This window comes from Cupriavidus malaysiensis (assembly GCF_001854325.1).
Classification (GTDB): domain Bacteria; phylum Pseudomonadota; class Gammaproteobacteria; order Burkholderiales; family Burkholderiaceae; genus Cupriavidus; species Cupriavidus malaysiensis.
Genome location: NZ_CP017754.1, coordinates 3,076,408 through 3,098,211, shown reverse-complemented (window position 1 = coordinate 3,098,211; position 21,804 = coordinate 3,076,408). Strand labels below are relative to the sequence as shown.

The 21,804-nt window shown below is 64.5% G+C and carries 35 protein-coding genes; 32 read left to right on the top strand and 3 right to left on the bottom strand.

Translation table 11 applies throughout. The features are described from left to right. Positions 1-3 precede the first annotated feature (3 nt). The gene (locus BKK80_RS13915; RefSeq protein ID WP_071069982.1) at positions 4-726 is read right to left on the bottom strand and encodes a LexA family transcriptional regulator; all 723 of its coding nucleotides are present in this window, start codon (positions 724-726) and stop codon (positions 4-6) included. 83 nt (positions 727-809) lie between these two features. On the opposite strand from BKK80_RS13915, the gene BKK80_RS38000 reads away from it, so the two are divergent. Together BKK80_RS38000 and BKK80_RS13910 are read left to right on the top strand one after the other, a co-directional pair. Next, on the top strand, positions 810-1,094 hold the full coding sequence (locus BKK80_RS38000; RefSeq protein WP_084545588.1) for a helix-turn-helix domain-containing protein: 285 nt from the start codon (positions 810-812) through the stop codon (positions 1,092-1,094). Next, a complete protein-coding gene (locus BKK80_RS13910; protein ID WP_071069980.1) occupies positions 1,091-1,423 on the top strand; it encodes a hypothetical protein in 333 nt (110 codons plus the stop codon). The genes BKK80_RS38000 and BKK80_RS13910 overlap by 4 nt, the downstream gene beginning before the upstream one ends. Here BKK80_RS13910 and BKK80_RS13905 read toward each other — a convergent pair. Continuing rightward, positions 1,404-1,910 carry a hypothetical protein gene (locus BKK80_RS13905; protein WP_071069978.1) on the bottom strand — a complete coding sequence of 169 codons (507 nt, stop codon included), beginning with the start codon at positions 1,908-1,910 and terminating at the stop codon, positions 1,404-1,406. The genes BKK80_RS13910 and BKK80_RS13905 overlap by 20 nt on opposite strands. A 315-nt stretch (positions 1,911-2,225) precedes the next feature. On the opposite strand from BKK80_RS13905, the gene BKK80_RS13900 reads away from it, so the two are divergent. From BKK80_RS13900 to BKK80_RS13880, 5 genes are all read left to right on the top strand, one after another. After that, positions 2,226-2,450, top strand: a complete 225-nt coding sequence (locus BKK80_RS13900) for a hypothetical protein (RefSeq protein WP_071069976.1) — start codon at positions 2,226-2,228, stop codon at positions 2,448-2,450. Continuing rightward, entirely contained in the window at positions 2,447-2,674 is a 228-nt protein-coding gene (locus tag BKK80_RS13895; RefSeq protein WP_071069974.1) for a hypothetical protein, read from the top strand. Before BKK80_RS13900 ends, BKK80_RS13895 begins: the two co-directional genes overlap by 4 nt. Beyond that, positions 2,671-3,090 (top strand): hypothetical protein, encoded by a 420-nt coding sequence (locus BKK80_RS13890; RefSeq protein ID WP_071069972.1) that lies wholly within the window; start codon positions 2,671-2,673, stop codon positions 3,088-3,090. The genes BKK80_RS13895 and BKK80_RS13890 overlap by 4 nt, the downstream gene beginning before the upstream one ends. Positions 3,091-3,260: 170 nt before the next feature. Further along, positions 3,261-3,557: a LexA family transcriptional regulator gene (locus tag BKK80_RS13885; protein WP_071069970.1), complete on the top strand. Its 297-nt coding sequence runs from the start codon at positions 3,261-3,263 to the stop codon at positions 3,555-3,557. Then, the gene (locus BKK80_RS13880) at positions 3,557-3,853 is read left to right on the top strand and encodes a DUF1364 family protein (RefSeq protein ID WP_071069967.1); all 297 of its coding nucleotides are present in this window, start codon (positions 3,557-3,559) and stop codon (positions 3,851-3,853) included. The genes BKK80_RS13885 and BKK80_RS13880 overlap by 1 nt, the downstream gene beginning before the upstream one ends. Position 3,854: 1 nt before the next feature. Here the strand turns inward: BKK80_RS13880 and BKK80_RS13875 are convergent, their stop codons facing one another. Next, the gene (locus tag BKK80_RS13875; protein WP_071069965.1) at positions 3,855-4,037 is read right to left on the bottom strand and encodes a DUF3606 domain-containing protein; all 183 of its coding nucleotides are present in this window, start codon (positions 4,035-4,037) and stop codon (positions 3,855-3,857) included. A gap of 90 nt (positions 4,038-4,127) precedes the next feature. On the opposite strand from BKK80_RS13875, the gene BKK80_RS35620 reads away from it, so the two are divergent. From BKK80_RS35620 to BKK80_RS13745, 25 genes are all read left to right on the top strand, one after another. Then, the gene (locus BKK80_RS35620; protein WP_084545654.1) at positions 4,128-5,105 is read left to right on the top strand and encodes a helix-turn-helix domain-containing protein; all 978 of its coding nucleotides are present in this window, start codon (positions 4,128-4,130) and stop codon (positions 5,103-5,105) included. Then, on the top strand, positions 5,102-5,608 hold the full coding sequence (locus BKK80_RS13860) for a DUF1064 domain-containing protein (RefSeq protein WP_084545587.1): 507 nt from the start codon (positions 5,102-5,104) through the stop codon (positions 5,606-5,608). The genes BKK80_RS35620 and BKK80_RS13860 overlap by 4 nt, the downstream gene beginning before the upstream one ends. Positions 5,609-5,691: 83 nt before the next feature. Beyond that, positions 5,692-6,045, top strand: coding sequence for a hypothetical protein (locus BKK80_RS13855; RefSeq protein ID WP_157903235.1), 354 nt, complete (start codon positions 5,692-5,694; stop codon positions 6,043-6,045). A 2-nt stretch (positions 6,046-6,047) separates the two neighbouring features. Then, positions 6,048-6,617 (top strand): hypothetical protein, encoded by a 570-nt coding sequence (locus BKK80_RS13850; RefSeq protein WP_157903234.1) that lies wholly within the window; start codon positions 6,048-6,050, stop codon positions 6,615-6,617. A 271-nt stretch (positions 6,618-6,888) separates the two neighbouring features. Then, a complete protein-coding gene (locus BKK80_RS13845; protein ID WP_071069956.1) occupies positions 6,889-7,500 on the top strand; it encodes a hypothetical protein in 612 nt (203 codons plus the stop codon). A 195-nt stretch (positions 7,501-7,695) separates the two neighbouring features. Further along, entirely contained in the window at positions 7,696-8,031 is a 336-nt protein-coding gene (locus BKK80_RS13840) for an HNH endonuclease (protein ID WP_236903683.1), read from the top strand. After that, on the top strand, positions 8,028-8,240 hold the full coding sequence (locus tag BKK80_RS13835; protein WP_071069954.1) for a hypothetical protein: 213 nt from the start codon (positions 8,028-8,030) through the stop codon (positions 8,238-8,240). Before BKK80_RS13840 ends, BKK80_RS13835 begins: the two co-directional genes overlap by 4 nt. 99 nt (positions 8,241-8,339) lie before the next feature. Beyond that, on the top strand, positions 8,340-8,807 hold the full coding sequence (locus BKK80_RS13830) for a terminase small subunit (protein ID WP_071069952.1): 468 nt from the start codon (positions 8,340-8,342) through the stop codon (positions 8,805-8,807). Positions 8,808-8,809: 2 nt separating this feature from the next. After that, a complete protein-coding gene (locus tag BKK80_RS13825) occupies positions 8,810-10,465 on the top strand; it encodes a terminase large subunit (protein WP_071069950.1) in 1,656 nt (551 codons plus the stop codon). Further along, positions 10,462-10,653: a hypothetical protein gene (locus BKK80_RS13820; protein WP_071069948.1), complete on the top strand. Its 192-nt coding sequence runs from the start codon at positions 10,462-10,464 to the stop codon at positions 10,651-10,653. Before BKK80_RS13825 ends, BKK80_RS13820 begins: the two co-directional genes overlap by 4 nt. Next, positions 10,653-11,864 (top strand): phage portal protein, encoded by a 1,212-nt coding sequence (locus BKK80_RS13815; RefSeq protein ID WP_071069945.1) that lies wholly within the window; start codon positions 10,653-10,655, stop codon positions 11,862-11,864. The genes BKK80_RS13820 and BKK80_RS13815 overlap by 1 nt, the downstream gene beginning before the upstream one ends. After that, positions 11,842-12,537, top strand: coding sequence for an HK97 family phage prohead protease (locus BKK80_RS13810; protein ID WP_071069943.1), 696 nt, complete (start codon positions 11,842-11,844; stop codon positions 12,535-12,537). The genes BKK80_RS13815 and BKK80_RS13810 overlap by 23 nt, the downstream gene beginning before the upstream one ends. A gap of 13 nt (positions 12,538-12,550) precedes the next feature. After that, complete coding sequence (locus BKK80_RS13805) at positions 12,551-13,939, top strand: phage major capsid protein (RefSeq protein WP_236903682.1); 1,389 nt, start codon at positions 12,551-12,553, stop codon at positions 13,937-13,939. Positions 13,940-14,000: 61 nt separating this feature from the next. Next, positions 14,001-14,192 carry a hypothetical protein gene (locus tag BKK80_RS13800; RefSeq protein ID WP_071069938.1) on the top strand — a complete coding sequence of 64 codons (192 nt, stop codon included), beginning with the start codon at positions 14,001-14,003 and terminating at the stop codon, positions 14,190-14,192. Positions 14,193-14,195: 3 nt separating this feature from the next. Then, positions 14,196-14,732: a head-tail connector protein gene (locus tag BKK80_RS13795; RefSeq protein WP_071069936.1), complete on the top strand. Its 537-nt coding sequence runs from the start codon at positions 14,196-14,198 to the stop codon at positions 14,730-14,732. Positions 14,733-14,734: 2 nt separating this feature from the next. Further along, positions 14,735-15,064 carry a phage head closure protein gene (locus tag BKK80_RS13790; RefSeq protein ID WP_071069934.1) on the top strand — a complete coding sequence of 110 codons (330 nt, stop codon included), beginning with the start codon at positions 14,735-14,737 and terminating at the stop codon, positions 15,062-15,064. Further along, on the top strand, positions 15,057-15,461 hold the full coding sequence (locus BKK80_RS13785; RefSeq protein WP_071069932.1) for a DUF3168 domain-containing protein: 405 nt from the start codon (positions 15,057-15,059) through the stop codon (positions 15,459-15,461). The genes BKK80_RS13790 and BKK80_RS13785 overlap by 8 nt, the downstream gene beginning before the upstream one ends. 66 nt (positions 15,462-15,527) lie before the next feature. Continuing rightward, a complete protein-coding gene (locus BKK80_RS36495) occupies positions 15,528-16,169 on the top strand; it encodes a phage tail tube protein (RefSeq protein ID WP_071069930.1) in 642 nt (213 codons plus the stop codon). 1 nt (position 16,170) lies between these two features. Beyond that, positions 16,171-16,575, top strand: a complete 405-nt coding sequence (locus tag BKK80_RS13775; protein WP_071069928.1) for a hypothetical protein — start codon at positions 16,171-16,173, stop codon at positions 16,573-16,575. A 44-nt stretch (positions 16,576-16,619) separates the two neighbouring features. Continuing rightward, positions 16,620-16,865, top strand: coding sequence for a phage tail assembly protein T (locus tag BKK80_RS13770; protein ID WP_071069927.1), 246 nt, complete (start codon positions 16,620-16,622; stop codon positions 16,863-16,865). Then, a complete protein-coding gene (locus tag BKK80_RS13765) occupies positions 16,865-17,299 on the top strand; it encodes an HK97-gp10 family putative phage morphogenesis protein (protein ID WP_084545586.1) in 435 nt (144 codons plus the stop codon). The genes BKK80_RS13770 and BKK80_RS13765 overlap by 1 nt, the downstream gene beginning before the upstream one ends. Further along, on the top strand, positions 17,292-20,177 hold the full coding sequence (locus tag BKK80_RS13760; protein ID WP_071069925.1) for a phage tail tape measure protein: 2,886 nt from the start codon (positions 17,292-17,294) through the stop codon (positions 20,175-20,177). The genes BKK80_RS13765 and BKK80_RS13760 overlap by 8 nt, the downstream gene beginning before the upstream one ends. After that, positions 20,177-20,839, top strand: coding sequence for a hypothetical protein (locus BKK80_RS13755; protein WP_071069923.1), 663 nt, complete (start codon positions 20,177-20,179; stop codon positions 20,837-20,839). Before BKK80_RS13760 ends, BKK80_RS13755 begins: the two co-directional genes overlap by 1 nt. Continuing rightward, entirely contained in the window at positions 20,836-21,387 is a 552-nt protein-coding gene (locus tag BKK80_RS13750) for a hypothetical protein (protein WP_071069921.1), read from the top strand. Before BKK80_RS13755 ends, BKK80_RS13750 begins: the two co-directional genes overlap by 4 nt. Next, complete coding sequence (locus tag BKK80_RS13745) at positions 21,387-21,788, top strand: DUF6950 family protein (protein ID WP_162287347.1); 402 nt, start codon at positions 21,387-21,389, stop codon at positions 21,786-21,788. Before BKK80_RS13750 ends, BKK80_RS13745 begins: the two co-directional genes overlap by 1 nt. The last annotated feature ends 16 nt before the right edge of the window (positions 21,789-21,804 follow it).

Genomic DNA, 21,804 nt, shown 5'->3' with positions numbered 1-21,804 from the left:
CCTTTATAGCCGAGAGCCAAACCACTTGGCCCGCCCCTTGATCTCGAAGCCGCCCAAGGACTCGCCTGCGATCCTGCGATCCGGGAAATCGTCCTTATTCGGGTTGTCGGACAGAAGGTAGATGTCCCCCTCTCGTCGCGCGAGTCGCTTTACGACGACTTCGCCATCGACAACCACGACGTAGACCTTTCCATACCTGATCGGCTCCTGCTGGGTATTGATGAGTACGATTGCCCCATCTGGCAGCGTGGGCTCCATGCTGATCCCTTCGACGTCGACTAGCGCCGCATTCTTCTCCGATAGGCCAAGATCACGAAGGAAGTCACGCCGGAACGCCAGCCGTGATTTTTCGCCGGCAAGGAATACAAGCCGCCCAGGGCCGGCCGACGCCTTGACGTCAAGACGACGTACTAGCGCAAACTCGCTATCGATCTTGTCTGGAACCTGGTCCGCAATCTCGCGCATCTTTTCGGCAAGATCAGGACTGATGTCTGACGGGTCGCAGCGCAGAAGGGCGCACCACTTCAACATGGCGGCGACATTCAGCGGAATCTTGCCACGCAAGTATTGGCTGAGTGCGCTTTGATTGAAGCCGAGGAGTTCGCTGGCGAACTCCTGAGAGGATGGCTCGCCCTGCGCGCGTCGCGCGTGTTGCCAATCTTTAAAGAGGCGAGTAAGGCGCTCGGCGTCGCGTTTCTGGTCGTCGGTTAGGGGTTGGGCGGGCATGGGCCGAAAGATATTAGTCGGTCTAATTTTTGGCAAACAGTCCGACTGTTGACCTTACTTAGCAGTCGGACTACTATTCGTGCATGAACGGTCTCACTGAACTGCGAAAGAAGCTCGGCCTATCGCAAGCGAAGCTTGGGGCTGCGATAGGCATTGGGCAGTCTGCGATCTCGCAATGCGAACGGGGGCTATGCCTTATGTCGATTGGTCAGGCGTTGCGCCTCGTGGACTTTGCGAAGTCCCGGGGTGTTGAGGCGACTCTGGATCAGATCTACCTGGAACTGCCAGGTCAGCGTGGTGGCTGGAGGCAGGATGCGAGCGACGACACCCAACCACCAAACGGAACGCACCAGGAGGAAGGGAAATGAAGGCCTTGTACGCGCGCTTCGTGCTGTGGTTGATCCGGCCGGCATTGGAATCGCTGAATCGAGAGCAGCCGTCGATAAGCCAGGCCATCAGCATCGATGCGCGAGGCGATGCCGAGGCAATCGCTTCAGCAATACATGCGGCCAGGGATGCGGCGATCGCAGAGGTTCGGCAGTCAGCGTACCGACGCATTGCCGTGTCGAAGTGCAAACACCACTTCTGGCTGGACTCGCACTTCGATGCCGGCTTCCGCTGTTCCAGGAAGTCCGGCGAGGGCGTGGAATGCGATGGCTGCCCCGGCGTGAACCCATCTACTCCGCGGAGGGTTTGAATTGGTTGGGCCAGCCATTGACGACGCTGACGAGGCGAATAGGGGATTCGGTGAGCACTTCGGGCACGCGCGGCGATTCGCCAGCCCAATAGCGTTGAGCGTGCTGCGTGATCGCAGGGAGAAAGTCCGACGCCGGCAAGTTGATCAGTTCGTAGTCCCCGGTATGGCTTGCGGCCGAGGGGTCGACTATCTCGGCGATGAAGATCCGAGTGGCCAGCTCCGATTGCGTGTTCATGTGGTTGTTGGCGTGACCAATGTCGGTGAACAAGAAGCACGAGTTCAAGCGGCTCGGCTTTGAGCGGAACTGAGGGATAGAGCTGCGGGTTAGCTCGAAGGCGAGTTCCCTGGAAAGGAGCCACGGATTGCCGAGCGGCTTGATGTTTTGAGCGCCGATTCGGTACTGGTTCAGCAGGTTGCCCCAGTTGCCTGGCTCGATCACGCTGCCGACCGCTACGGGTGCAGACGTCACGTGGAAGAAGGTTGTCATGCGCGCCCCTGTCGTGGGTAGTTGAGAAGGTGAGAGATCTCGATTGTTCCATGGCCGCGGGCGCGCGCCACATAAGAAGGCGGTAGCCCCCACGAACAGGGGGAGCCGCCAGTAGTTGAGCGGTAACCCTGGGCGCAACGGCGCCCGGGCCGGGGGAAGTCCAAAGCAGAGGCGCCGTTCTGGCGCCTGGCCGGCGGCGAGTCTTGCTGCTGGCACCGATCCCCCTTTGCTCAGAGGTTCCGGGCATCGCCCCGGCATTCGAAGACAGGCTCATGGCTGGCTCCTGGGTTTGTCGCACGCAGCGGAGAAGAGGAAATGTCACGTCGAAGCGAGTATCGGAACGAGGTCAAGACACGCCTGCGCGACCGTGCCTACGACGCGCTCCAGGTCTACAAGCAGGTCTATGGGATCGAGAGCGATTCCGCAGCCCTGGCCCGCATCGCCGAAGTGGCGTTGTTCGGCGCTGTAGGCACTTTGCCCGCTCCCATCGCAGGCGTCAGTGACGAACTGGGCCACTTTGGGACGCAGGTGGCGGCATGAAGGGGGTTGACAAGAAGCCCCTGGCGACGGCGACGGCGCTGCTCCCGATGGAAGAGGCGAGGCAATTGGTGCTGAAAGCGGTCGAGCAGGGCGTCACTACGCCGGAATTACTCGGCTACTACATCCTGCGCAGCGCTTACGGCGACCTTCACCCGGAGGTGATTGCATTCGAACGGCGGCCCAAAGTGGGACAAGTTGGGACAGCAACTGGGGGCGAACAGTGATCCGCGAACCGATCAATCTGCGCCCACAGGACAGCGAGGCGCCCGCTTTCATGCGCGTCACGGCGCCGCAGCTCACCACCATCGTGCAGCGTTGCTCGCCGCACCATCGGGAAGGCCGTTGGGCGAGTGCTGAATGCGCGCTCCTCGCTGCATGCGTATCGCATTGGCTCCTGGACCTGGTTCTCGTGGCTCGCGAGCAGTTCCGCGAGGAGCGGGTGCTGTGGGCGAGCGGCAAGGCGCGCGCGCTGCTGCTGCACGAGCGCGCCAGCGTCGATGCCATGGCGTCATGGCTTGGTCTGGGCAGTGACTGCCTGGACAGGCTTCTGGCCGCGTTGCATCTGAATTTTCCCCGCGAGGCCGGCGAGGCGCCGCGGCGGGGCTACCACGAGGGAGGGCACACATGCTCCACGAATTGATGCCGCGCGCTGTGGTGCGCGAGGCAGGGGCTGAGGCATTCCGCCTGGGCCTTGAGCCCGAGGATAACCCCCACTGGCCGCCGGGTAGCGACGCGCACCTGGAGTGGAACGCGGGGTTCAAGGACGAGAAGTACCGGCCGGCTAAGGCCAAAGCTGCATAGGAGGGCGACATGCATACCGCAGTGGCGGATACCAGCATCAGGAGCTATGACCGGATGCGCGCCTCCGGCGAACTGGGGCGGATCCAGCAGGAAATCATGGAGGCCATCGGCGTCTGGCCGCGGGACTACTCGCTGCAGGAGATCTGCAAGGCGACGGGCCTGGCGATCAACACAGTGAGCGGGCGTGTCAATGAGCTGCGGCAGAAGCTGGGCCAGCTTGAGCAGGCGCCGGCGCGCCCGTGCAAGGTCACCGGCCGCACGATTCGCCCGGTTCGCCGGCCGCATCCGCAAGGGAGCTTGTTCTGATGATGTTCCGTAGCCAGAGGCTCCTCGAGGCCGTCCGGTCCTTCCCGTGCCAGCACTGCAACAGCCAGGACGGCACGGTGGTGGCGGCGCATTCAAACCAGCTGCGTGACGGCAAGGGGCGCGGGATCAAGGCCCATGACTATCGCATCGCAGCGCTTTGCTACACGTGTCATGCGGAACTTGATCAGGGCCGGCGCATGACGCGTGTCGAGCGCGAGCAAATGTGGGAAGCCGCCCATCGGAAGACGATAGGGCGGCTCTTTGAGTGCGGCATCCTGGAGGTGGCCGCGCGATGAACTACTTGCTCTTCTTGATTTCCTGCTCAACGCGAGTTCGAACGGGGCCAACTTTCTCCAACGCCTTCTTCACTACTGCTGGCGTCACGCCATGCTTTTTAGCTACCTGGTTGACTTCCCAGGCTTCGCTCTTGTTCACCTTCGCGCGGTCGCGCCCGTCCTTCTTCTTCAGGTCGTCAGCCATCACTGTCTCCTATGTGCGCCTTCAATGGCGAATCAAATGTGGCATGTGCAGGCTGCAACTAGTTATCCCTCGGATGAGGGGATGCCTCCCATGAGCACGATCATCATGTCCCAGTGCTGGCCCCTGGAGGGGATGTCGATCGCCCAGAAGGCCGTGCTGATCTCGCTGGCGGATAACGCCAATGACCAGGGCGTATGCTGGCCGGCCATTGCAACGATCGCCAAGCGGGTTTGCGCGAGCGAGCGGGCCGTGCAGACCGCAATCAAGTGGTTGGAAGATGCCGGCGCGCTGCAGACGAAGCGGACGACTGGTCGCAGCACCAGCTACACCGTCACCCCCGCAGAATATTCACCCCCGCAGGAAATGCACCCCCGCACGGCGCGCACCCCAGCAGGAAATGCACCCCCGCAGGATATGCACCACACCCCCGCAGGAGATGCACCCCACCCCCGCAGCAAATGCGGGGGACCCCCGCAGGAGATGCACCCTAACCGTAAAGAACCTACAAAGGAACCATCAGGGAACCGTCAGGGCGCACCCGCGAGGGGCGGCAAGGCTGCAAAGTCGTCGGCGTTGTTCGACCGGTTCTGGCAGGCCTACCCGAAGAAGGCCGCCAAGGCAGACGCCGAGAAGGCCTTCGCCAAGCTGCAAGTCGACGAGGGCAAGCTGGAGATGCTGCTTGCCGCCATCGCGAAGCAGGCGGCACAGCCCGAGTGGCGCGAGGAGAAGGGCAAGTTCATCCCGCACCCGGCAACCTGGTTGAACGGCGCACGCTGGCTCGACGAGGCCGCGCCCCAGCAGCCAGCCGCAGCTGGCGGCGCGCCGGTGGGCAGCGATGCGGCCTGGTGGGAGACCGCCCCCGGCATCGAGGCGAAGGGCGCCGACGTGTGGCGGGCCAGGAAGCCGGGCGAGGAGTTCCAGCGCTACAAGGTTGGCGTCTTCAAGAACGCCGGGGACGGTCCGTGGCGCCAGGCTCTGCTGGCCGACCTGCTGCGCACAAAGTCGTCGGCCTATGCCAGCGTCCACGAGTACTTCTACGGCCATCCGCCGCTGGATGCAACGGCATGACGGGGCGGCGCAATGCGATCGGACGAGGTGTGGCGGCACGAGTGCGAGGTGCGCTGGCTGGCGCCGCTGCCGGACGGGCGGGTGACCGAGTTCCTGGAGAAGGTGGAGAAGCACAGGGGGCGGCCGGCGGCGGTCAAGCTGGCATCGGACATGCGAGCGGCGCGGCGCGCGGCAAGAGCAAGTACGGAAACCGCCGCGTCACGCTGAACGGCGAGAAGTTTGACAGCCAGCGCGAGATGGAGCGGTACAGCCACCTCCGGCTGATGGAGCGTGCCGGGCTGATCGGCGGCCTGCGGCGCCAGGTGGCCTTCGAGCTGGCGCCGGCAGTCGTGATTCAGGGCCGGAAGAGGCCGCCGCTGCGCTATGTGGCTGACTTCGTGTACCGGGAGGCCGGCGCCGAACTGGACACGATCGAGGACAGCAAGGGCGCGATCACAGAGGCCTATCGGATCAAGCGCCACCTGATGGCAGCGCTCGGGTTTGCGATCAAAGAGACGAAGTAGGGGAGGCAGATGGACGACCTGATGAACCTGTGGGTGGCGGCAACCATGGCAGTGATGCTCGGCGCCGCGGTGTGGGGGCTCCGGTGACTGGGCCCCGCTTCCTGGCCGAGAGCGAGCTGCAGCTGACCGAGCGCGCTGCGGCGGCGGCCGGCTACGAGGTGCGCCGCTTCCGGGCGCGTGACCTGGTGGTGGTGCACGTGCGCGAGCCCGGTGGCCCGTGGCGGTACTTCGCGCCGCTGGACAGCAACGCCGAGGCTTTCGCGCTTCAGGTGCGGATGTGCATGTCTGTAGATGTCGGGACGGACAGGCACGCGACGGCGAAGACGCCGATTGCACCCCAGATGCGGGAGCCGCTTCCTGTCGGGCATTGGAGCGAGGCAGCTGCGGCGGCGCGGCTGGCGATCGTCAAGGCGGTGGCGCTGGTGAAAGGGGAATGAGGATGGCGAAACACTGGACTGAAGAAGAGATGGATCTGCTTCGCACACTTCATGATCGGGGAGACCTATCCCTGCGGGAGATTGGCGCCCGCCTCGGCCGCTCGGCGCATGCGATCCAAGACAAGGCGCAGAAGATGGGCCTGGGCCCGAAGGCATTCACGGGGAACCGGTCGGCGGTCTGGTCCTACGTGGTGAAACTCTGCGCCGACCGCCGGCCCCGCAGCGTGCACGAGCTGGCGCAGCTGACCGGGGCCTCACGCACGCGGATTGACAAGATGATGCGCGACCGCCGGGCGGCCGGGCAGGCGCACCACGCGGGCTGGCAACGCCATACCAGCGGCTGGCCGGCGCCCCTTTGGCTGCCGTTCCCTGGCAAGGACGTGCCGCGCCCGGCTCCCATCTCCAACGCGGCACGCCAGCGCGATCGCATGCGCCGGATGAAGGAAGAGGATCCCTTGCGCTACAAGGCAATCATCGAGCGGACTGTGATCCGCCGGCGCATGCGCGATGGGATCGTGACCCCGCAGCATGAGGTGGTACGGGCGATGTTCGGCATGGGTAAGGCGGTATGACGGCGCCAGGGAAGGGTGGCGCGCTGGCGAAGCTGGCAGGGATGTGGTGCGCGAGCGCTGAATTCTGGCGGTTCGTCGCAGCACGCTCCGGGGAGCCGTGCCGCAATGCAGACGAGGCCGCCGGGTTTGTGCGGGCAGTCTGCGGCGTGGCGTCTCGGGCGGATCTGGATCACCTGCCGGCCGCCGAGGCGAAATTTCATGTGAGCGTGCGCCTGCCGTATATGCGGTGGCTCCAAGGCGTACGGGCGCAGCAATAGCAAAGGGGAATCAGTTGGAACAGCTATTCACGGACAGCCGTAGCGCGCTTCGCTTCGCGTTCTCGTACTCGACCCAGCAGTACGCGCTGACGCCGATGGCGAAGCTGATGCGGGGGCATGTCGGCAGCGGAAAGGGCTTGGTGGGGAATGATGGCGCCGGCCAGGCCGGAATGCTGCGCGAGCGCCTGGACAATGCGCTTTCGGGCCTGCATGTCGCCATCCTAGTGGCGCGCTTCTCGCCCGCGTGGTTGCCCTGCGACTGCCGCAGTTCATGCTGCAGCGGCCGTCGACGCAATCAGGAATGGGAGCTGGCAATCGTCTACCTGACGGAGGAGCTGGTATCCGTGCTGGCCGGTTGCGTCTCCCATCGCCAGCTTCGCCGCTTTCTCATCGAGCGCTACTTCGGCGCCGACAAGGATGCGTTCGGGCGAAAGGTGACAATGGAAGCGCTGGCCGACAAGTGCGGCGTGAGCCGGCGCACAGCCACCAGCCACGATGCGAAGCTGCGCCAGTACCTACGTGGTACCAAGGGCATCAACGGAATCAAGGGGCAAGAGGATCTCGCCCTATACCTTGCCGATGATGCGCTGCGAGGTGCCGGCTTCCTCGAGGCCGCTGCAGCATAGTGCTAGGCGACTGCTCAAAAGGTGAGTAATATAGGCGTCAATTCGATACACGGAAGAATTGCGTCCAAGCCCGCCAGGTGAAAACCTCGCGGGTTTTTTTGCATTCCGGCGCCCCATTCCAGTTGTCTCCTCCTGGCATCCCGCTGGGTTTGCCTGCCACTCGGCAGGCGCTTTCTACACCAGGACCACCGCACCATGAAGCAGAAGACGCGTATCCCCATGCTGGGTGCGAGGCTTCCAATGGCAGCGCGTCCGCACAAGGCGATGGCGCCAACCCAGAGCGAGCAACGCATGGCCGGCCGGAAGCTACAGGCACGGCGGCTGCGGATCTGGACGAACGATCCGACTTGCGCCGGCTGTGGCCAGGTGACGGCATTCCCCGCAGGGTTCGAGCTGGACCACCGCGTGCCGCTGTCGCAGGGTGGTGCCGACACCGACGAGAACTGCCAGGTGCTGTGCGCCGGGCCGGATGGCTGCCACGCCAAGAAGACGGCGACGGACTTTGGTCAGACACGGCGGAGGCGGGCATGAGCCCCGGCCCGGTGGTCATGGTGAGCGTTCGCATTGCGTGGTGGGCGCTGTTGTACGCGCGCTGCGTCTACGCCTTTGCCTATTGGCACGGGCTTGAGCCTGACGGCGCAAAAGTGGACGCGGTGCTGCAGAAAGGGGTGCGCGTTCGGCTCGTGCGACGCGACCCGCGCGGTCTGTGGGCCTGGGTGCGCCGAATCGCGCACTTCTAGGCGCCGGGGTGGGGGGGGCTTCAATCTCTGGGGCCTTTCCGGCCGGAAACCGCACGTTCCCTCACGCACAGAAAATTTCCCCCTTCAGGAGATTTGTTAATGGCTTTAACAGGCAAGAGGCGGGTGTTCGCCGATGCCGTTATCGCCGGGAAATCCAATAAGGACGCGGCAATCGCGGCGGGCTACAGCGTCAAGACGGCCTCGGCAGCGGGGTCGCGCCTTGTTAAAGACCCGGAGGTGGCGGCCTACATCGCCAGTCGCCACAAGGGTGGCAAGAAGGTGGCGGCCCCGGTCGAGCCGCCGCCGAAGCCGGCGCCGGCGTTCGACCTGGGTGCGGCGCTCGCGCATAAGGACCCCAAGGCGTTCCTGATCGCCGCGATGAACGACCTGGAGCTAGACCCCAGGCAGCGTATCGACGCAGCCAAGGCGCTGATGCCCTTCATGCACAAGAAGCTGGGCGAGGGTGGGAAGAAGGAGCAGAAGGACGAGGAGGCCAAGAAGGTTGCCAGTCGGTTCGGGCAGGCCGCGCCGCCCAAGCTCGTGGCAAATGGCGGCAGGAAGGTGTGACCATGGAGTGGACGACAGCTTGCCCGGATTGGGAGGAACGCCTGATCCGGGGGGAGTCGATCATCCCGCCGCCGATCTTTCCCGACCAGGCCGAACAGGCCCTGGCGATCTTCAAGGAGCTGCGCGTCGTCGACCTGCCCGGCAAGCCGACGTTCGGCGAGTGCAGCGAACAATGGGTATTCGACTTCGTAGCCGCCATCTTCGGCGGCTATGACGCGGAGACCGGCAAGCAGCTCATACGGGAGTTCTTCCTGCTGATCAGCAAGAAGAACACCAAGTCAACGATCGCGGCCGGCATCATGCTGACCGCCGTCATTCTGTGTTGGCGAGAGGAAGAAGAGCACCTGATCCTGGCGCCGACCAAGGAGGTGGCCGACAACAGCTTCAAGCCGGCCGCTGGCATGATCCGGGCCGACGATGAGCTGGCCGCGCTGTTCCACATCCAGGACCATATCCGCACGATCACACACCGTGTGAGCCGCGCCACCCTCAAGGTGGTGGCCGCCGACACGGATACGGTTTCGGGCAAGAAGTCGGGGCGCATCCTGGTCGACGAACACTGGCTGTTCGGCTCCCGCAAAGACGCCGAATCCATGTTCATGGAAGCCACCGGCGGCCAGGTGTCGCGCGAAGAGGGGTGGGTGATCTACCTCACCACGCAGAGCGACGAGCCGCCAGCAGGCGTGTTCAAGGAGAAACTCGCCTACTACCGCGACGTGCGCGACGGGAAGATAGACGACCGGAAGTCGCTTGGGGTGCTGTACGAGTTCCCCGCGGCCATGATCGAGTCGAAGGCCTACCTCGATCCGGCGAACTTCTACATCACGAACCCGAACATCGGGCGATCGGTCAGTGCCGAGTGGCTGGAGGACCAGCTACGGAAGAACCGCGCCAAGACGGATGGCACCTTCCAGCAGTTCCTGGCGAAGCACCTGAATGTCGAGATTGGGCTGAACCTCCGGTCCGACCGCTGGGCCGGCGCCAACTTCTGGCTGTCGCGCGGAAACTCCGCGCTTTCGCTGGAAGGCCTGCTGGCGCGCAGCGAAGTGGTGGATGTCGGGATTGATGGCGGCGGCCTAGACGATTTGCTCGGGCTGGGCATCATCGGGCGCGAGGCCGGGACCAGCCGGTGGCTGCATTGGGGACGGGCATGGGCCCATCCGTCTGTTCTCGAGCGCCGGCAGTCCGAGGCGCCGCGGTTCCTGGACTTCGAGCGGGCCGGAGACCTGGTCATCGTCCAGGAGATTGGCGAGGACATCGAGCAACTGGTAGCCATCGTGGCCCAGATCTATGCCACCGAGCTACTGGACAAGGTCGGAATGGACCCGAGTGGGGTCAATTTCGACGATGACCTGGTCACTGCCGGCGTTCCTGCGGAACTGCTGGTCGGCATCTCACAGGGCTGGAAGCTGGGCGGCACGATCAAGACGGTGGAGCGCAAGTTGGCCGACGGCACCTTCGAGCACGGTAGCCAGCCGATGATGGCCTGGAGCGTGAGCAATGCCCGGGTCGAGCAGCGGGCGAACGGCATCCTGATCACGAAGCAGGCCAGTGGCACAGCAAAGATTGACCCGCTGATGGCGCTGTTCGATGCGGCTCACCTGATGAGCCTGAACCCTGGCCCGAAGGGGCGATCCTTCTGGGATGAACCGCAATGAAACGACTGAACGAGATCCTGCTGAAGGCTGGCGAGATCGCCTCGGCCTGGTTGCCTGACGCGCTGATGGCCGGCGGCGCAGCTGCGGTCGCCTTCGGTGCCGGCTTGGTGTATCTGCCCGCCGGCTTTATCACGGGCGGATCTCTTGCGATTGCCGCTGGCGTGCTGGCAGCGCGAGGGGCGCGCTAATGGGTGTCCTGAGCAGGGGGCTGGAGCGGCGCGCTGCCGCGCTGACCTACGACCAGATCGCCGGGATGATCGACGGCGTGAGCGGTGGGCGGATTGCCGGCGTGGTCGTCACGGACAAGACGGCGCTGCAGGTCGCCACGGTCCTGGCGTGCGTCAAAGCCATCGCGGACGGTTGCGCGACGCCGAACCTGACCGTCTACCGCGAAAAGGCGGACGGCCAGCGTGAGAAGGCGATCAACATCCCGGAGTATCGCCTGCTGGCACGGCGACCGAATGAATGGCAGACGTCGTTTGAATGGCGACGCCAGATGACGGTGCATGCTGCGCTGACCGGCGCGGGCCTGTCGATCAAGGTGCGTGGCGACAATCGGCGCGTGCGCGAGCTGATCCCTGTGCAGCCCGGCCAGTGGGATGTGCGCCGCATTTCGCGCTATGAGGTTCGGTACCGTTGCTGGGACGAATTCGGGCTGATCGGCGAATTCGAGCCAGAGGATGTCTTCGTGCTGAATGGTCTGCAGTGGGACTGGGTCAAGAGCATGAACGCGGTCACGCTGGCACGCTCCGCCATCGGGCTGGCGATGGCGACGGAGAGGAGTCAGGCGGCGATGCATGGCAACGGGTTGCGGCCGAGTGGCACCTACACGGTCACGGGCACGCTGACTCCTGAGCAGCATGATCGCCTGACGGACTGGATCAAGCGCCAGGGCGGCCCGGAGAACGCGGGGAACCCGCTGGTGCTGGACCGTGACGCCAAGTGGATGAGCACGGCCTTGTCCGGCGTGGACGCCCAGAGCGTCGAGACGCGCCGCCTCCAGGTCGAGGAGATCTGCCGGGCCTACGGGGTCTTCCCGATCATGGTCGGCCACTCGGACAAGACGGCCACCTTCGCCAGTTCGGAGGCCTTCTTCGCGGGGCACGTCAAGCACACACTGGCGCCCTGGCATCGCGCCTGGACACAGCGGATGGACGAGATGCTGCTCGACGGCGCCGGCCCGCTCTATGCGGAGTTCGACGTGCGCTACCTCCTGGCCGGTTCGATGAAGGATCGCGCGGTCTGGGCGCGCACGATGGCCGAGATGGGCATCTATACCCGGAACGAGATCCGGGACGAGGACGGCAAAGAGCCGCTGCCTGGCCTGGATGAGCCGCTGACGCCGCTCAACACGACCACCAAACAAGGAAACAGCAATGATCAGACGGGCAATGCTTGAGCGCCGCAGCGCCGTCGGTGGCCGGGAGATCCGCAACTTCGCGCTGCAGCTCAAGGCCACGGGCGACGACGGGACCGTTGAGGGCTACGGCTCCGTGTTCGGCGTCCGCGACAACTACGACGACGTGATCGCCAAGGGTGCCTTCGCGGCAACGCTGGCGCAGCACAAGTCCGATGGCACTATGCCGGCCATGCTGTGGCAGCACGATGCCACCGAGCCGATCGGTGTCTGGACCGAGATGGTCGAGGACGCGAAAGGGCTGCGGATCAAGGGGCAGCTTGCGCTGGACACCACCCGCGGGAAGGAGGCCTATGCGCTGCTCAAACTGGGTGCGCTCAACGGCCTGTCCATTGGCTTCGTGTCCAAGCAATGGGCCTACGACCGCGATACCGAGGTTCGCACCCTGACCGAGCTGGACCTCTGGGAAGTCTCCCTGGTCACGTTCCCGGCCAACGAAAAGGCCCGAGTTACCAATATCAAGGGCGCCAGCGAAGAACTGGTCGTCCCGAAAGATGCCGAGCGAATCCTGCGCGATGCCGGATTCAGCAAGGCCGACGCCACGGCATTCGTGTCGCGCGTCATGCGGATGGGAGAAGAGCGGAGGGATTCCGCGGATTCGACCGCGCAGGCATTGCGGGCGGCTCAACGGCTGCTCTCCAACCTCCACTCCTGACCACAGGTGCTACATGAACCATATGAACCGCGATTTCGGCGCCTTCCGCGCCAAACTGATGGCCGCAGCTGCAATCGGCATGGTCGCCGCGCTCGAGCTGCGCGACGAACCGTCGCTTGGCAGCATTGCCGAGGCGATCGACAAGATCAACACGGCCTTCGAGGAATACAAGAAGACCAACGACCAGCGCATCGAGGCCATCAAGAAGGGCCAGTCGACCGAGGCGCTGGACGCCAAGCTCGCCAAGATGGACGAGCACATGAATGGTCTGTCCGAGCAGAAGAGCCGCCTGGAGAAGCTGGAGGCGAAGCTCGCCCGGCCTGGCGCGCTGACCGGTGGCCGCCCGGTCGACGGCGAGTCGAATGAGGAGGCGGAGTATCGTAGCGCCTTCCTGGACTGGATGCGTGCGCCGGGTGACCACGAGCGCCAACAGAAGGCCACCCAAGCGCAGAAGGCGCTGGAGGCCAAGATGGCCGTCGACGGGCGCGAGGCTCGCGCCACTCAGACGGTGGTCGGCAACAACGCTGCCGGCGGCTATGCGCTGCCCAAGGTCATCGAGAGCACCATCGCTCGCCTGTCCGTCGACATCTCGCCGATCCGCCAGATCGCCACGGTGCGCACGGTGGGCACGACCGACTACCACGAGCTGTTCGACGTCAACGGGGCCGGGTTCGAGTGGCTCGGCGAGGGTGACACCCGAAACCAGACCAATACCCCGGATCTGGCGGAAATCGTCCCGACCTTCGGCATGGCCAGCGCCAAGCCGCAGGCGTCGGAGGAATCGCTCGACGACCTGTTCTTCGACGTGGAAGGCTGGCTGACGATGTCGGCGTCCGAAGCGATCGCGCTGGGTGAGGGGGCAGCCTTCGTCAACGGCAATGGCACGAAGAAGCCGACCGGCTTCCTGGCCGGGCCGGCGCCGGTAGCGACGGGCGACGGCACCCGCGCCTTTGGCACGCTGCAGTACTTCGCCTCGGGCCAGGCCGCGGCGCTGCCGACCAGTGCGGACACGTTCCTGGATATGGTGTATGGCATCCGCGCCCGCTATCGCAGCAATGCGGGGTGGGTGACCGCCAAAGCGGTGCTCGCAGCTATGCGCAAGTACAAGGACAGCACCGGCCAGTATCTGTGGCAGCCGGCGCTGAGCGCGGGCCAGCCGGCCACCTTCCTGGGCTATGGCATCACTGAGGCCGAGGATATGCCCGGCGTCGCCGCCAATGCCTTCCCGGTCGCCTTCGGTGACTTCAAGGAGGGCTACCTGATCTGCGACAAGGTGGGCATGCGTATCACCCGCGATGAGATCACCACGCCGGGCTTCGTGAAGTTCTACGTGCGCAAGCGCGTCGGCGGCAAGCTGCGCAACACGCAGGCCATCAAGCTGCTGAAGATCGCCACCGCCTGATCATCGTCAACCCGGCAAGCGGCCTCCACACGGGGGCCGCTTTGCATTTCGGAGAAACATCGTGCGCTTGATTGCAACGCAGGATTTCAAGTGGGCCCACCGCGGCTGTATCGTCGAGGAGTTCAAGAAGGGTCAGGAGATCGAGACTGAGGATGAGGATCTCATCCGCGTGTCGACCGAAGAGAGCTGGGCGGAAGACGCGGACAAGCCGGCCGAGAACAAAGCGCGTAAGGGCGCACCCGAGACCAAGTAAGCCATGGGCCTGCGCCGCACAACCACGCCAGCTGCCGAGCCTGTGTCGCTCGCTGAGGCGAAGCTGCACCTGCGCGTCGACGCCGGCGACGAGGATTCCATGATCGGGGATCTGATCGTTACCGCGCGGACGACCGCGGAGGAACGCCTGCGGCGTGCGCTCATGTCGGGCGGCTGGACGCTCACCCTGGATGCATTCCCGGGAGTGATCGAATTGCCGATGCCGCCGCTGGTCACGGTGGCCAGCATTGCCTACGTCGACAGCGCCGGCGCATCTCAGCAATTGCCGTCCGCAGCGTACTTTGTCGATCCAACCAGCGAGCCCGGCCGCGTCGTGCCCCTGAACGCATGGCCTGCGGTCGCACCGCGGCCAAGCGCCATCACGATCAGCTATACGGCGGGGTGGGCGACAGCCGCAGACGTTCCGCGTCCCATCAAACAATGGATGCTGCTGGCTGTCGGTGAGATGTACGCCAATCGGGAGGCGTTGCCGGATGGCTTTGCAGACCGGCTGCTGGACCCATACCGGATTTGGAGGTAGCGATGAAGGCAGGTCCGCTCAACAAGCGCGTCACGATCCAGCGCCTCGGCGAAGAACAGGACAGAACAGGGAACCCGATTCCTGTGTGGACCGATGTCGGGCGGCCGGTCTGGGCCAGCATCCTGCACCAATCCGGCCGGGAGACGATCAAATCGGACGCCTCCACGTCCATTGTGCGGGCGAGCATTCGGGTGCGGTACCGCGCCGATGTGGATGCAAGCATGCGCGTGCTGCACGGAGCCAAGATCTACGCGATCAAGGCGGTGCTACCGGACGAAGTTCGGCGCGAGTACATCGACCTGGTGTGCGAGACGGGGGGATCGAATGGCTAAGACAGTCGAGGAACTGGTATTCGATGCGCTGCGCTCACTGGTCGCGGATCGCTGCTATCCCGATCAGGCGAAGGCGAAGGCCGCGCGCCCGTACATCGTCTACCAGGCAGTGGGGGGTCTTGGCACCGACACGCTGGAGGGGCGCTCAGACCTGCAGAACGCTCGCATGCAAATTGCCGTCTGGGCCGACACCCGCCTATCGGCCGCTCGACTGATGCTGGCGGTGGCATCGACGCTGTCTACAGGTATCAAGTCGGCGAACTTCGCTGCCGACACGCAGGACTGGACGCTGGATCTGCAGCAGTCGGTCCAAATCGGCCAGCCTGTCAGCGTCTACGAGGAAGACACCGGCCTGTACGGCTCCCGGCTGGATTTCTCCATCTGGTACTACCCCTAGGCACGCTGCCTCGGGAAATTCATCAACGCCCCGCGCCGCGGGGCTTTTTCATTTGCGAGGTATCGCATGCCATCCACTGCAATCAGTGCCCAGGGGTCGAAGATCGAGGTGTCCGGAACCACCGGCGCGGCGAAGACCATCACAGGCATTGCCCTTGGTTTTCCCACCATCCTGACCATCGCGGCCCACGGATTCAGCAACGGCGACGTGGTGACGCTGGCCGGCCTGACCGGCGCCGATGCGGCGCTGCTCAACGGCCAGACCGCCGTGGTCAAGAATAAGACCACCAACACGTTCGCGGTGGAAATCGACTCCACGGGCAAGACTATTACCGCAGCCGGCACGGCGACGCCGGTGACGTGGACGAAGATCAAGAACTTCCTGTCCTTCAAGGGGTTCGACGGCCAGGCCGACGAGATTGACACGACCGACCTCGATTCGACCGCCAAGGAGAACATCCTCGGCCTGCAGGACTGGGGCACCTTCACGTTCGACGTGAACAAGGATTTCACCGACCCCGGCCAACTCGCGCTCGATGCTGCCAAGCGTACCAGCGCGCAGAAGTCCTTCAAGCTCACTCTGCCCAACGGCAAGACCAAGACCTTCACCGCGTCGGTGAAGAACAGCCCGCTGGAAGGCGGCGTGAACGCGCTGGTGAAGTCGACCGGCGTAACCCTCCGGATCTCCGGGGACGTGGTGGACGCATAACATGAACTATCTGACGAAAGAACAGATCCTGTCCGCCTCGGACATCAAGACCGTCGACGTGCCGGTGCCCGAGTGGGGCGGCGTGGTGCGTGTGGCGATGATGTCCGGCCTGGCGCGCGATGCGCTGGTTGCTGGGCAGGGCGCCGGTACGCTGAGCCACAGCGAGTTCGCGGCCCATCTGCTTGTGGCCACTGTGGTTGATGCGAGCGGCGATCCGCTCTTCACCAGTGACGCAGTCGAGTCGCTGCGGATCAAGAGCGACGTCGCGCTGCGCCGCGTGGTGAGCGCGGCTGTCAAGCTGAACGGGCTGGGTCCGCAAGCGGTGGAGGAAGCGGAAAAAAACTCCGAAGCCGCCCAGAGCGGCGCTTCTGGTTCCGCCTCGCCCTCCAGCTCGGCTGCTCCGTAGCCGAGGCGCAGCAGAGGGTAAGCAGCAGGGAGTTCACCGAGTGGATGGCCTTCTTCCGGATGGAACCGTTTGGCAGCCACTACGACGACCTCCGGGCCGGCATGGTGGCCGCCATGATTGCGAACGTCCACCGGAACCCAAAGGTGCGGCAAGAGCCGTTCTCGCCGTTGGATCTAGCCCCGTGGAATGACCTTCACCGGGAGCATGCAGATCCGGAGCCGATCTACCTTGAGGACAAAGAGGAACTGTCGCTCCTGATCGAAACCATGATGTTCCCGCGGAGGGAGTGATGGCAGGCCAACTGCGAATCAAGAACCCGGAGGCCTTGAAGGCGCCGCTGCGCGCGCTGGAGGCGATCGCCAGCGAATCAGTACTGCGGCAGGCCGCCGTTGCCGGCGCGCGCGTGATCCATGCCGAGGCGAAGCGGCGCGCGCCTGTCGACCTGGGCATCTACGAAGGCAAGATTGGCAAGCATCCGCCGGGCTTCCTGCGCGATCACATGCTGATTGCCTACGACCGGGAGCGCTCCGTCGAGGGTCGCCGGGCCACCTACCTGGTCACGTGGAGCAAGGAGGCGTTCTACGGGCGCTTCCTCGAGCATGGCACGTCGAAGATGGCGGCGCGGCCGTTCTTGCGCCCAGCCTACGAGGCACGCCGCCGAGAGGCTGCCCAGGTCGCGCGCTCGGTGATTCAGGAGAAAGTGAGGGAGCTGGTGAATGGATGACGAAACCGTTGTCCGCGTCACAGCGGACGCCGATGGCTATATCTCGGCGCTGGAGCGTGCACGCAAGAGCGCCGCCGACTTCGTAACGGGCCAAGATGCTATCCGCCAGCGCTTGACCAACTCGGTTTCCGCGATCGAGGCGGCGCGCCAGGCGGTCAAGGCGCAGGGCGACGAAGCGCTGGCCGCGTTCAACAAGTCGTCCAAGACGGCTGAGCGGTGGCTGACGCAGCTGCAGCGCCAGGCCGCCGAGGCCGGCAAGACTCGCGAGGAGCTGATGCGCCTGCGTGCGGCCGAGCTGGGTGTGTCGGACGCGGCCGACAAGTACATTGCGCAGATCGAGGCGGCAAACAACTCGCACCGCAAGCTGCAGGAGGGTGTCGGCATGTCGGCGGCGGCAATGAATGCCGCCATGCGTTCGGTACCGGCTCAGATGACCGATGTGGTGACGCAGCTCGCTGGCGGGCAGAGCCCGCTGCTGATCCTGACCCAGCAGGGCGGCCAACTGAAGGACATGTTCGGTGGGGTGGTGCCGGCCATCAAGGCGACGGCCACCTACATCGCCAGCCTGATCACGCCAACGACCATCGCCGCGGCGGGCATGGCAGCGCTGGGCTATGCCTGGTACGCCGGGACAAAGGAGGCGAAGGAGTTCAACGCCGCCTTGCAGCTGACGAGCAACTACGCGGGGCTCACGGCATCGTCATTCCAGGCGATGACGCAGCGGGTGGCAGCGGACGCCAGGACGTCGTTCGGCAGCGCTCGAGAAGCGCTGCTTGGCTTCGCCAAGGGTGGCGAGCTGACCGGCTCCCAGATGGAAAGCCTGGCCGACTTGGTCGTGCGCACGTCGCGCATCTCCGGGGAAGCGCTGGCCGAAGTCAGCAAGGACTACGCCAAGCTGGCACAGGACCCGGCAAAGTGGGCTGTCGAGCACAACCAGTCCATGCACTTTATGGACGTGGCGACGTACCAGCACATCCAGGCGCTGCAGGAGGCGGGCGACAAGCACGGCGCCATCCAGGCCGTCATCGATGCGGCGACGGCGCAGGTTGCCAATTCGACTGTCGAGCATCTGTCGAAGGCCGAACGCGCGTGGCGGGATCTCAGCTCCGGCTTGCAGCAGTTCTGGGCCGAGCTGAAGAAGGGATTTGGTTCCGGGCCGACGATGCAGGACCGGATTGATACGCTGCTTGGTGAGCGGAAAGACATCCAGGGTTATGGCCTCGCAGCCGGGCGCGTAGCCGAGATCGATCGCCAGGTGGCTCTTCTGCAGGAACAGCAGCGCATGGAGCAGCGCGCTGCGGAGTCGCAGGCGAAGGCTGCACAGGTTCAGCAGGCGGCCGTAGAAGCTGAAGTTCGCGTCGACAAGCTGCGCGATCAGGTCATGTCCAATGCACAGCGCCGGCAGAAGGAGCTGGAGAAGCTGAATCGCGACCGTGCCGCGATCCTGGCCGGCGGAGGCGCCTTCAGCGATGCCGACTACCGCAAGCTCGTTGCCGACATCAACGATAAGTACAAGGATCCCAAGACCGCCAAGCCGAAGGCATTCCAGGACGACGCGGCTACGAAGTTCATCGAGCAGATCCGCCAGCAGGATGCCGCGGTGCAGGCCGCGCTGGCCTCCACCAGCAAGCTGACGGAGGCCGAGAAGAAACAGGCCGAGTTCGTTCAGCTGATCGCCGACCTCAAGGGGAAGTCGGTCTTGACGGCCGACCAGAGGAGCCTGCTTGCGGCCCAGGACAAGGTGAAGGCCGCGCTAGATCAGTACGTGGCCGACTCCAAAGCGCTCAAGGTGAAGGAGGATCTGGTCAAGCTGGAGGAGCGCTCGGCCCAGATCAATGAGCATATCGCCAGCTACCGGCAGTCTCAGCAGGATCAGTACCAGCGGCAGCTGGATGCCATCGGCCTGGGCAGCCAGGCGCAGCAACAGGTTGAGGCGACGAAGGCGATCTACCGCGAGTTCCGCCGGCAACAGGAGCAGCTGACGAAGGCGACGCCGGAGAGCCAAATCGGCGGGGCGCAGTACCTTGCCGAGACGGCGGCTATTCAGGCCCAACTGGAGGCGTCGCTGAAGGACTACGAAGCCTACTACGCCAGCCTCAAGGCGAAGCAGGCGGACTGGACCAATGGCGCCACGCAGGCTATGGCGAACTACCGTGACTACGCCGCCAATGTGGCGGACCAGACCAGTCGGGCCTTCGCCAACGCATTCCAAGGTCTGGAGGACGCGGTAGTCAATTTCGCGATGAACGGGAAGCTCAGCTTCTCCGATTTCGCCAAGTCGGTGATCGCGGACCTGGTCCGGATTCAGGCGCGAGCAGCGATCTCTGGCCTCGCGCAGATGGGCATCAATGTGGTCGGCGGCATGTTCGGATCGGCCGAGACATGGAACGGCGGGGTGCAAGGGGTCACTGGGGAATTCACCGGATCGCAGGCCACTGGCGTCTTCTACAAGGCCGGCGGCGGCTTGATCAGCGGCCCGGGTACCGGTACCAGCGATAGCATCCCGGCGATGCTTTCCAATGGCGAATTCGTCGTGAATTCGGCGGCGACCGCGCAGCATCGGAATCTTCTTGAGGCAATCAACGGCGGCGCATGGCCGGCGCGGTTCGCATCGGGTGGATTTGTTGGGGAAGCGGACGCGGGCCTATGGTCAGGAACAGCAGATTCCGGAGCAACGCTGAGCAATGCGTTCGAGCCGCGGGCTTCAGGGGATGGCGGTGGCGATGTGTACATCACGCAGCACATCAACGTTGACAGCCGGGCAGATCAGGCCTCCATCATCCAGGCGATGCATGTGGCGAAGGAAGCGGCTGTGCGGGAGATCCAGGCTGATCTGCGGCGTGGCGGGCAGACGGCGAAACTTGCGGGGAGGGTGTAATGGCAATCGTCAACTGGCCGGCGAGCCTGGTTCCGGCCAAGGTGACATGGGGGCTTCAATCCAACACAGAGACCTTCACGTCGCCGCTGAATCGCTCGACGCAGACGCTCGAGCGACCTGGTGCGCGCTGGAAGGCGTCGCTGGAGATGCCGCGAATGGACCCGGACACACGTGGTCAGCTCGAAGCATTCCTGGTGTCGTTGGGGGGCATGGCCGGGCGCTTTCGCCTGTGGCCGCACGCGCGGCCAGTTTCGGCGATCGGTGTTGGAGCCTCCGACTATGGGGTGGTGCTGGATTTCGTCAATCAGTCCTACCAGGCGCAGGGATCTCCGATGGTCAGCGCGGCATTGAGCAACTACAAGCTGCTACCGACCACGTACTGGCCTGCCAGCACGCGCGTGCTCAAGGCTGGGGAGTTCATCGAGGTAGGCGGGGAGCTGAAGATGGTTACGGCGGACGTGACAAGCGACGCTGCAGGCAACGCGCAGATCCCGGTTGCGCCGGCATTTCGCAAGGCGCCGGACATTGGCGCAGCGCTCGTTCTCGACCGCCCGAAGGCCACCATGATGCTTTCCACTGATGAGTTCTCCGTGGGGGTTAGCGAAGGTGCGAGGCGGATCTCGGATGCGGTGGTGATCGCAGTGGTGGAGGCGTGGACATGACGCGGTCACTCGACGCGGCGGCGGTCGGTGCGGTCACGGCCGGCCATGCTCCATACCTGTTCTTCATCCAGTTGGATTTTTCGCAGCCACTGCGCGTATGCAGCGCCGGCTATGACGTCGACTGGAACGGAGCGACGTGGATGGGGATCGGTGCGCTGGGAAGTATCGAGCCTATCCAGGAGCAGGCGAGTCTGGAGGCGATCGGGGTGCAGCTGACCTTGTCTGGGGTGCCATCCGAGGTGATTGCCATCACGTTGGCCGAGCAGTATCAGGGAAAGCCCTGCCAGATCTGGTTCGCTCCGCTGCGCGGTGACCTGCAACTCGCGACACAGCCGATCCGGCTTTTCGCGGGGCGAATGGACACGATGAACACCGAGGTGGGCGACACGGCAACCATCACCCTCTCGGCGGAGTCGCGCATGGTGACATGGGATCGTCCGCGTACGCGGCGCTACAACAACGAAGACCAGCAGAGCCGATACCCAGGTGATCGCGGCTTCGAGTACGTGGCGCAGATGGTGGAGAAGTCACTGATATGGGGGCGCTGATGGAACGCTTGCAGGATTGGCCGAGTCGGCTAGCGGAGTTCGTCGAAAGTCGCCGCGATGTTGGCTTTGCGCGAGGCAAGGCGGACTGCTGCATGCTGGTGGCGGATGCCGTGCAGGCGATGACAGGCGTGGACTATGCGGCGCGCTGGCGAGGAACCTACTTGACCGACAAGGCGGCATTCCGCCTGCTGCGGGACTACGGCGGTGTGGCCGGTGTCGCCACGCTGCTGCTCGGTCCCGCTGTTTCCCCGGCGCTGGCTGGTCGCGGGGATGTCGTTCTGATCGAAGCGCCCGAAGGCGAGGCGCTTGCGCTGTGCCTCGGCGACAAGATCGCTGTGCAGGATCGCAACGGCCTCACCTTTGCGCCGACTTCCGCTGCGAAGGCCGCGTGGAAAGTTTAGGGGAGTTATATGGCGG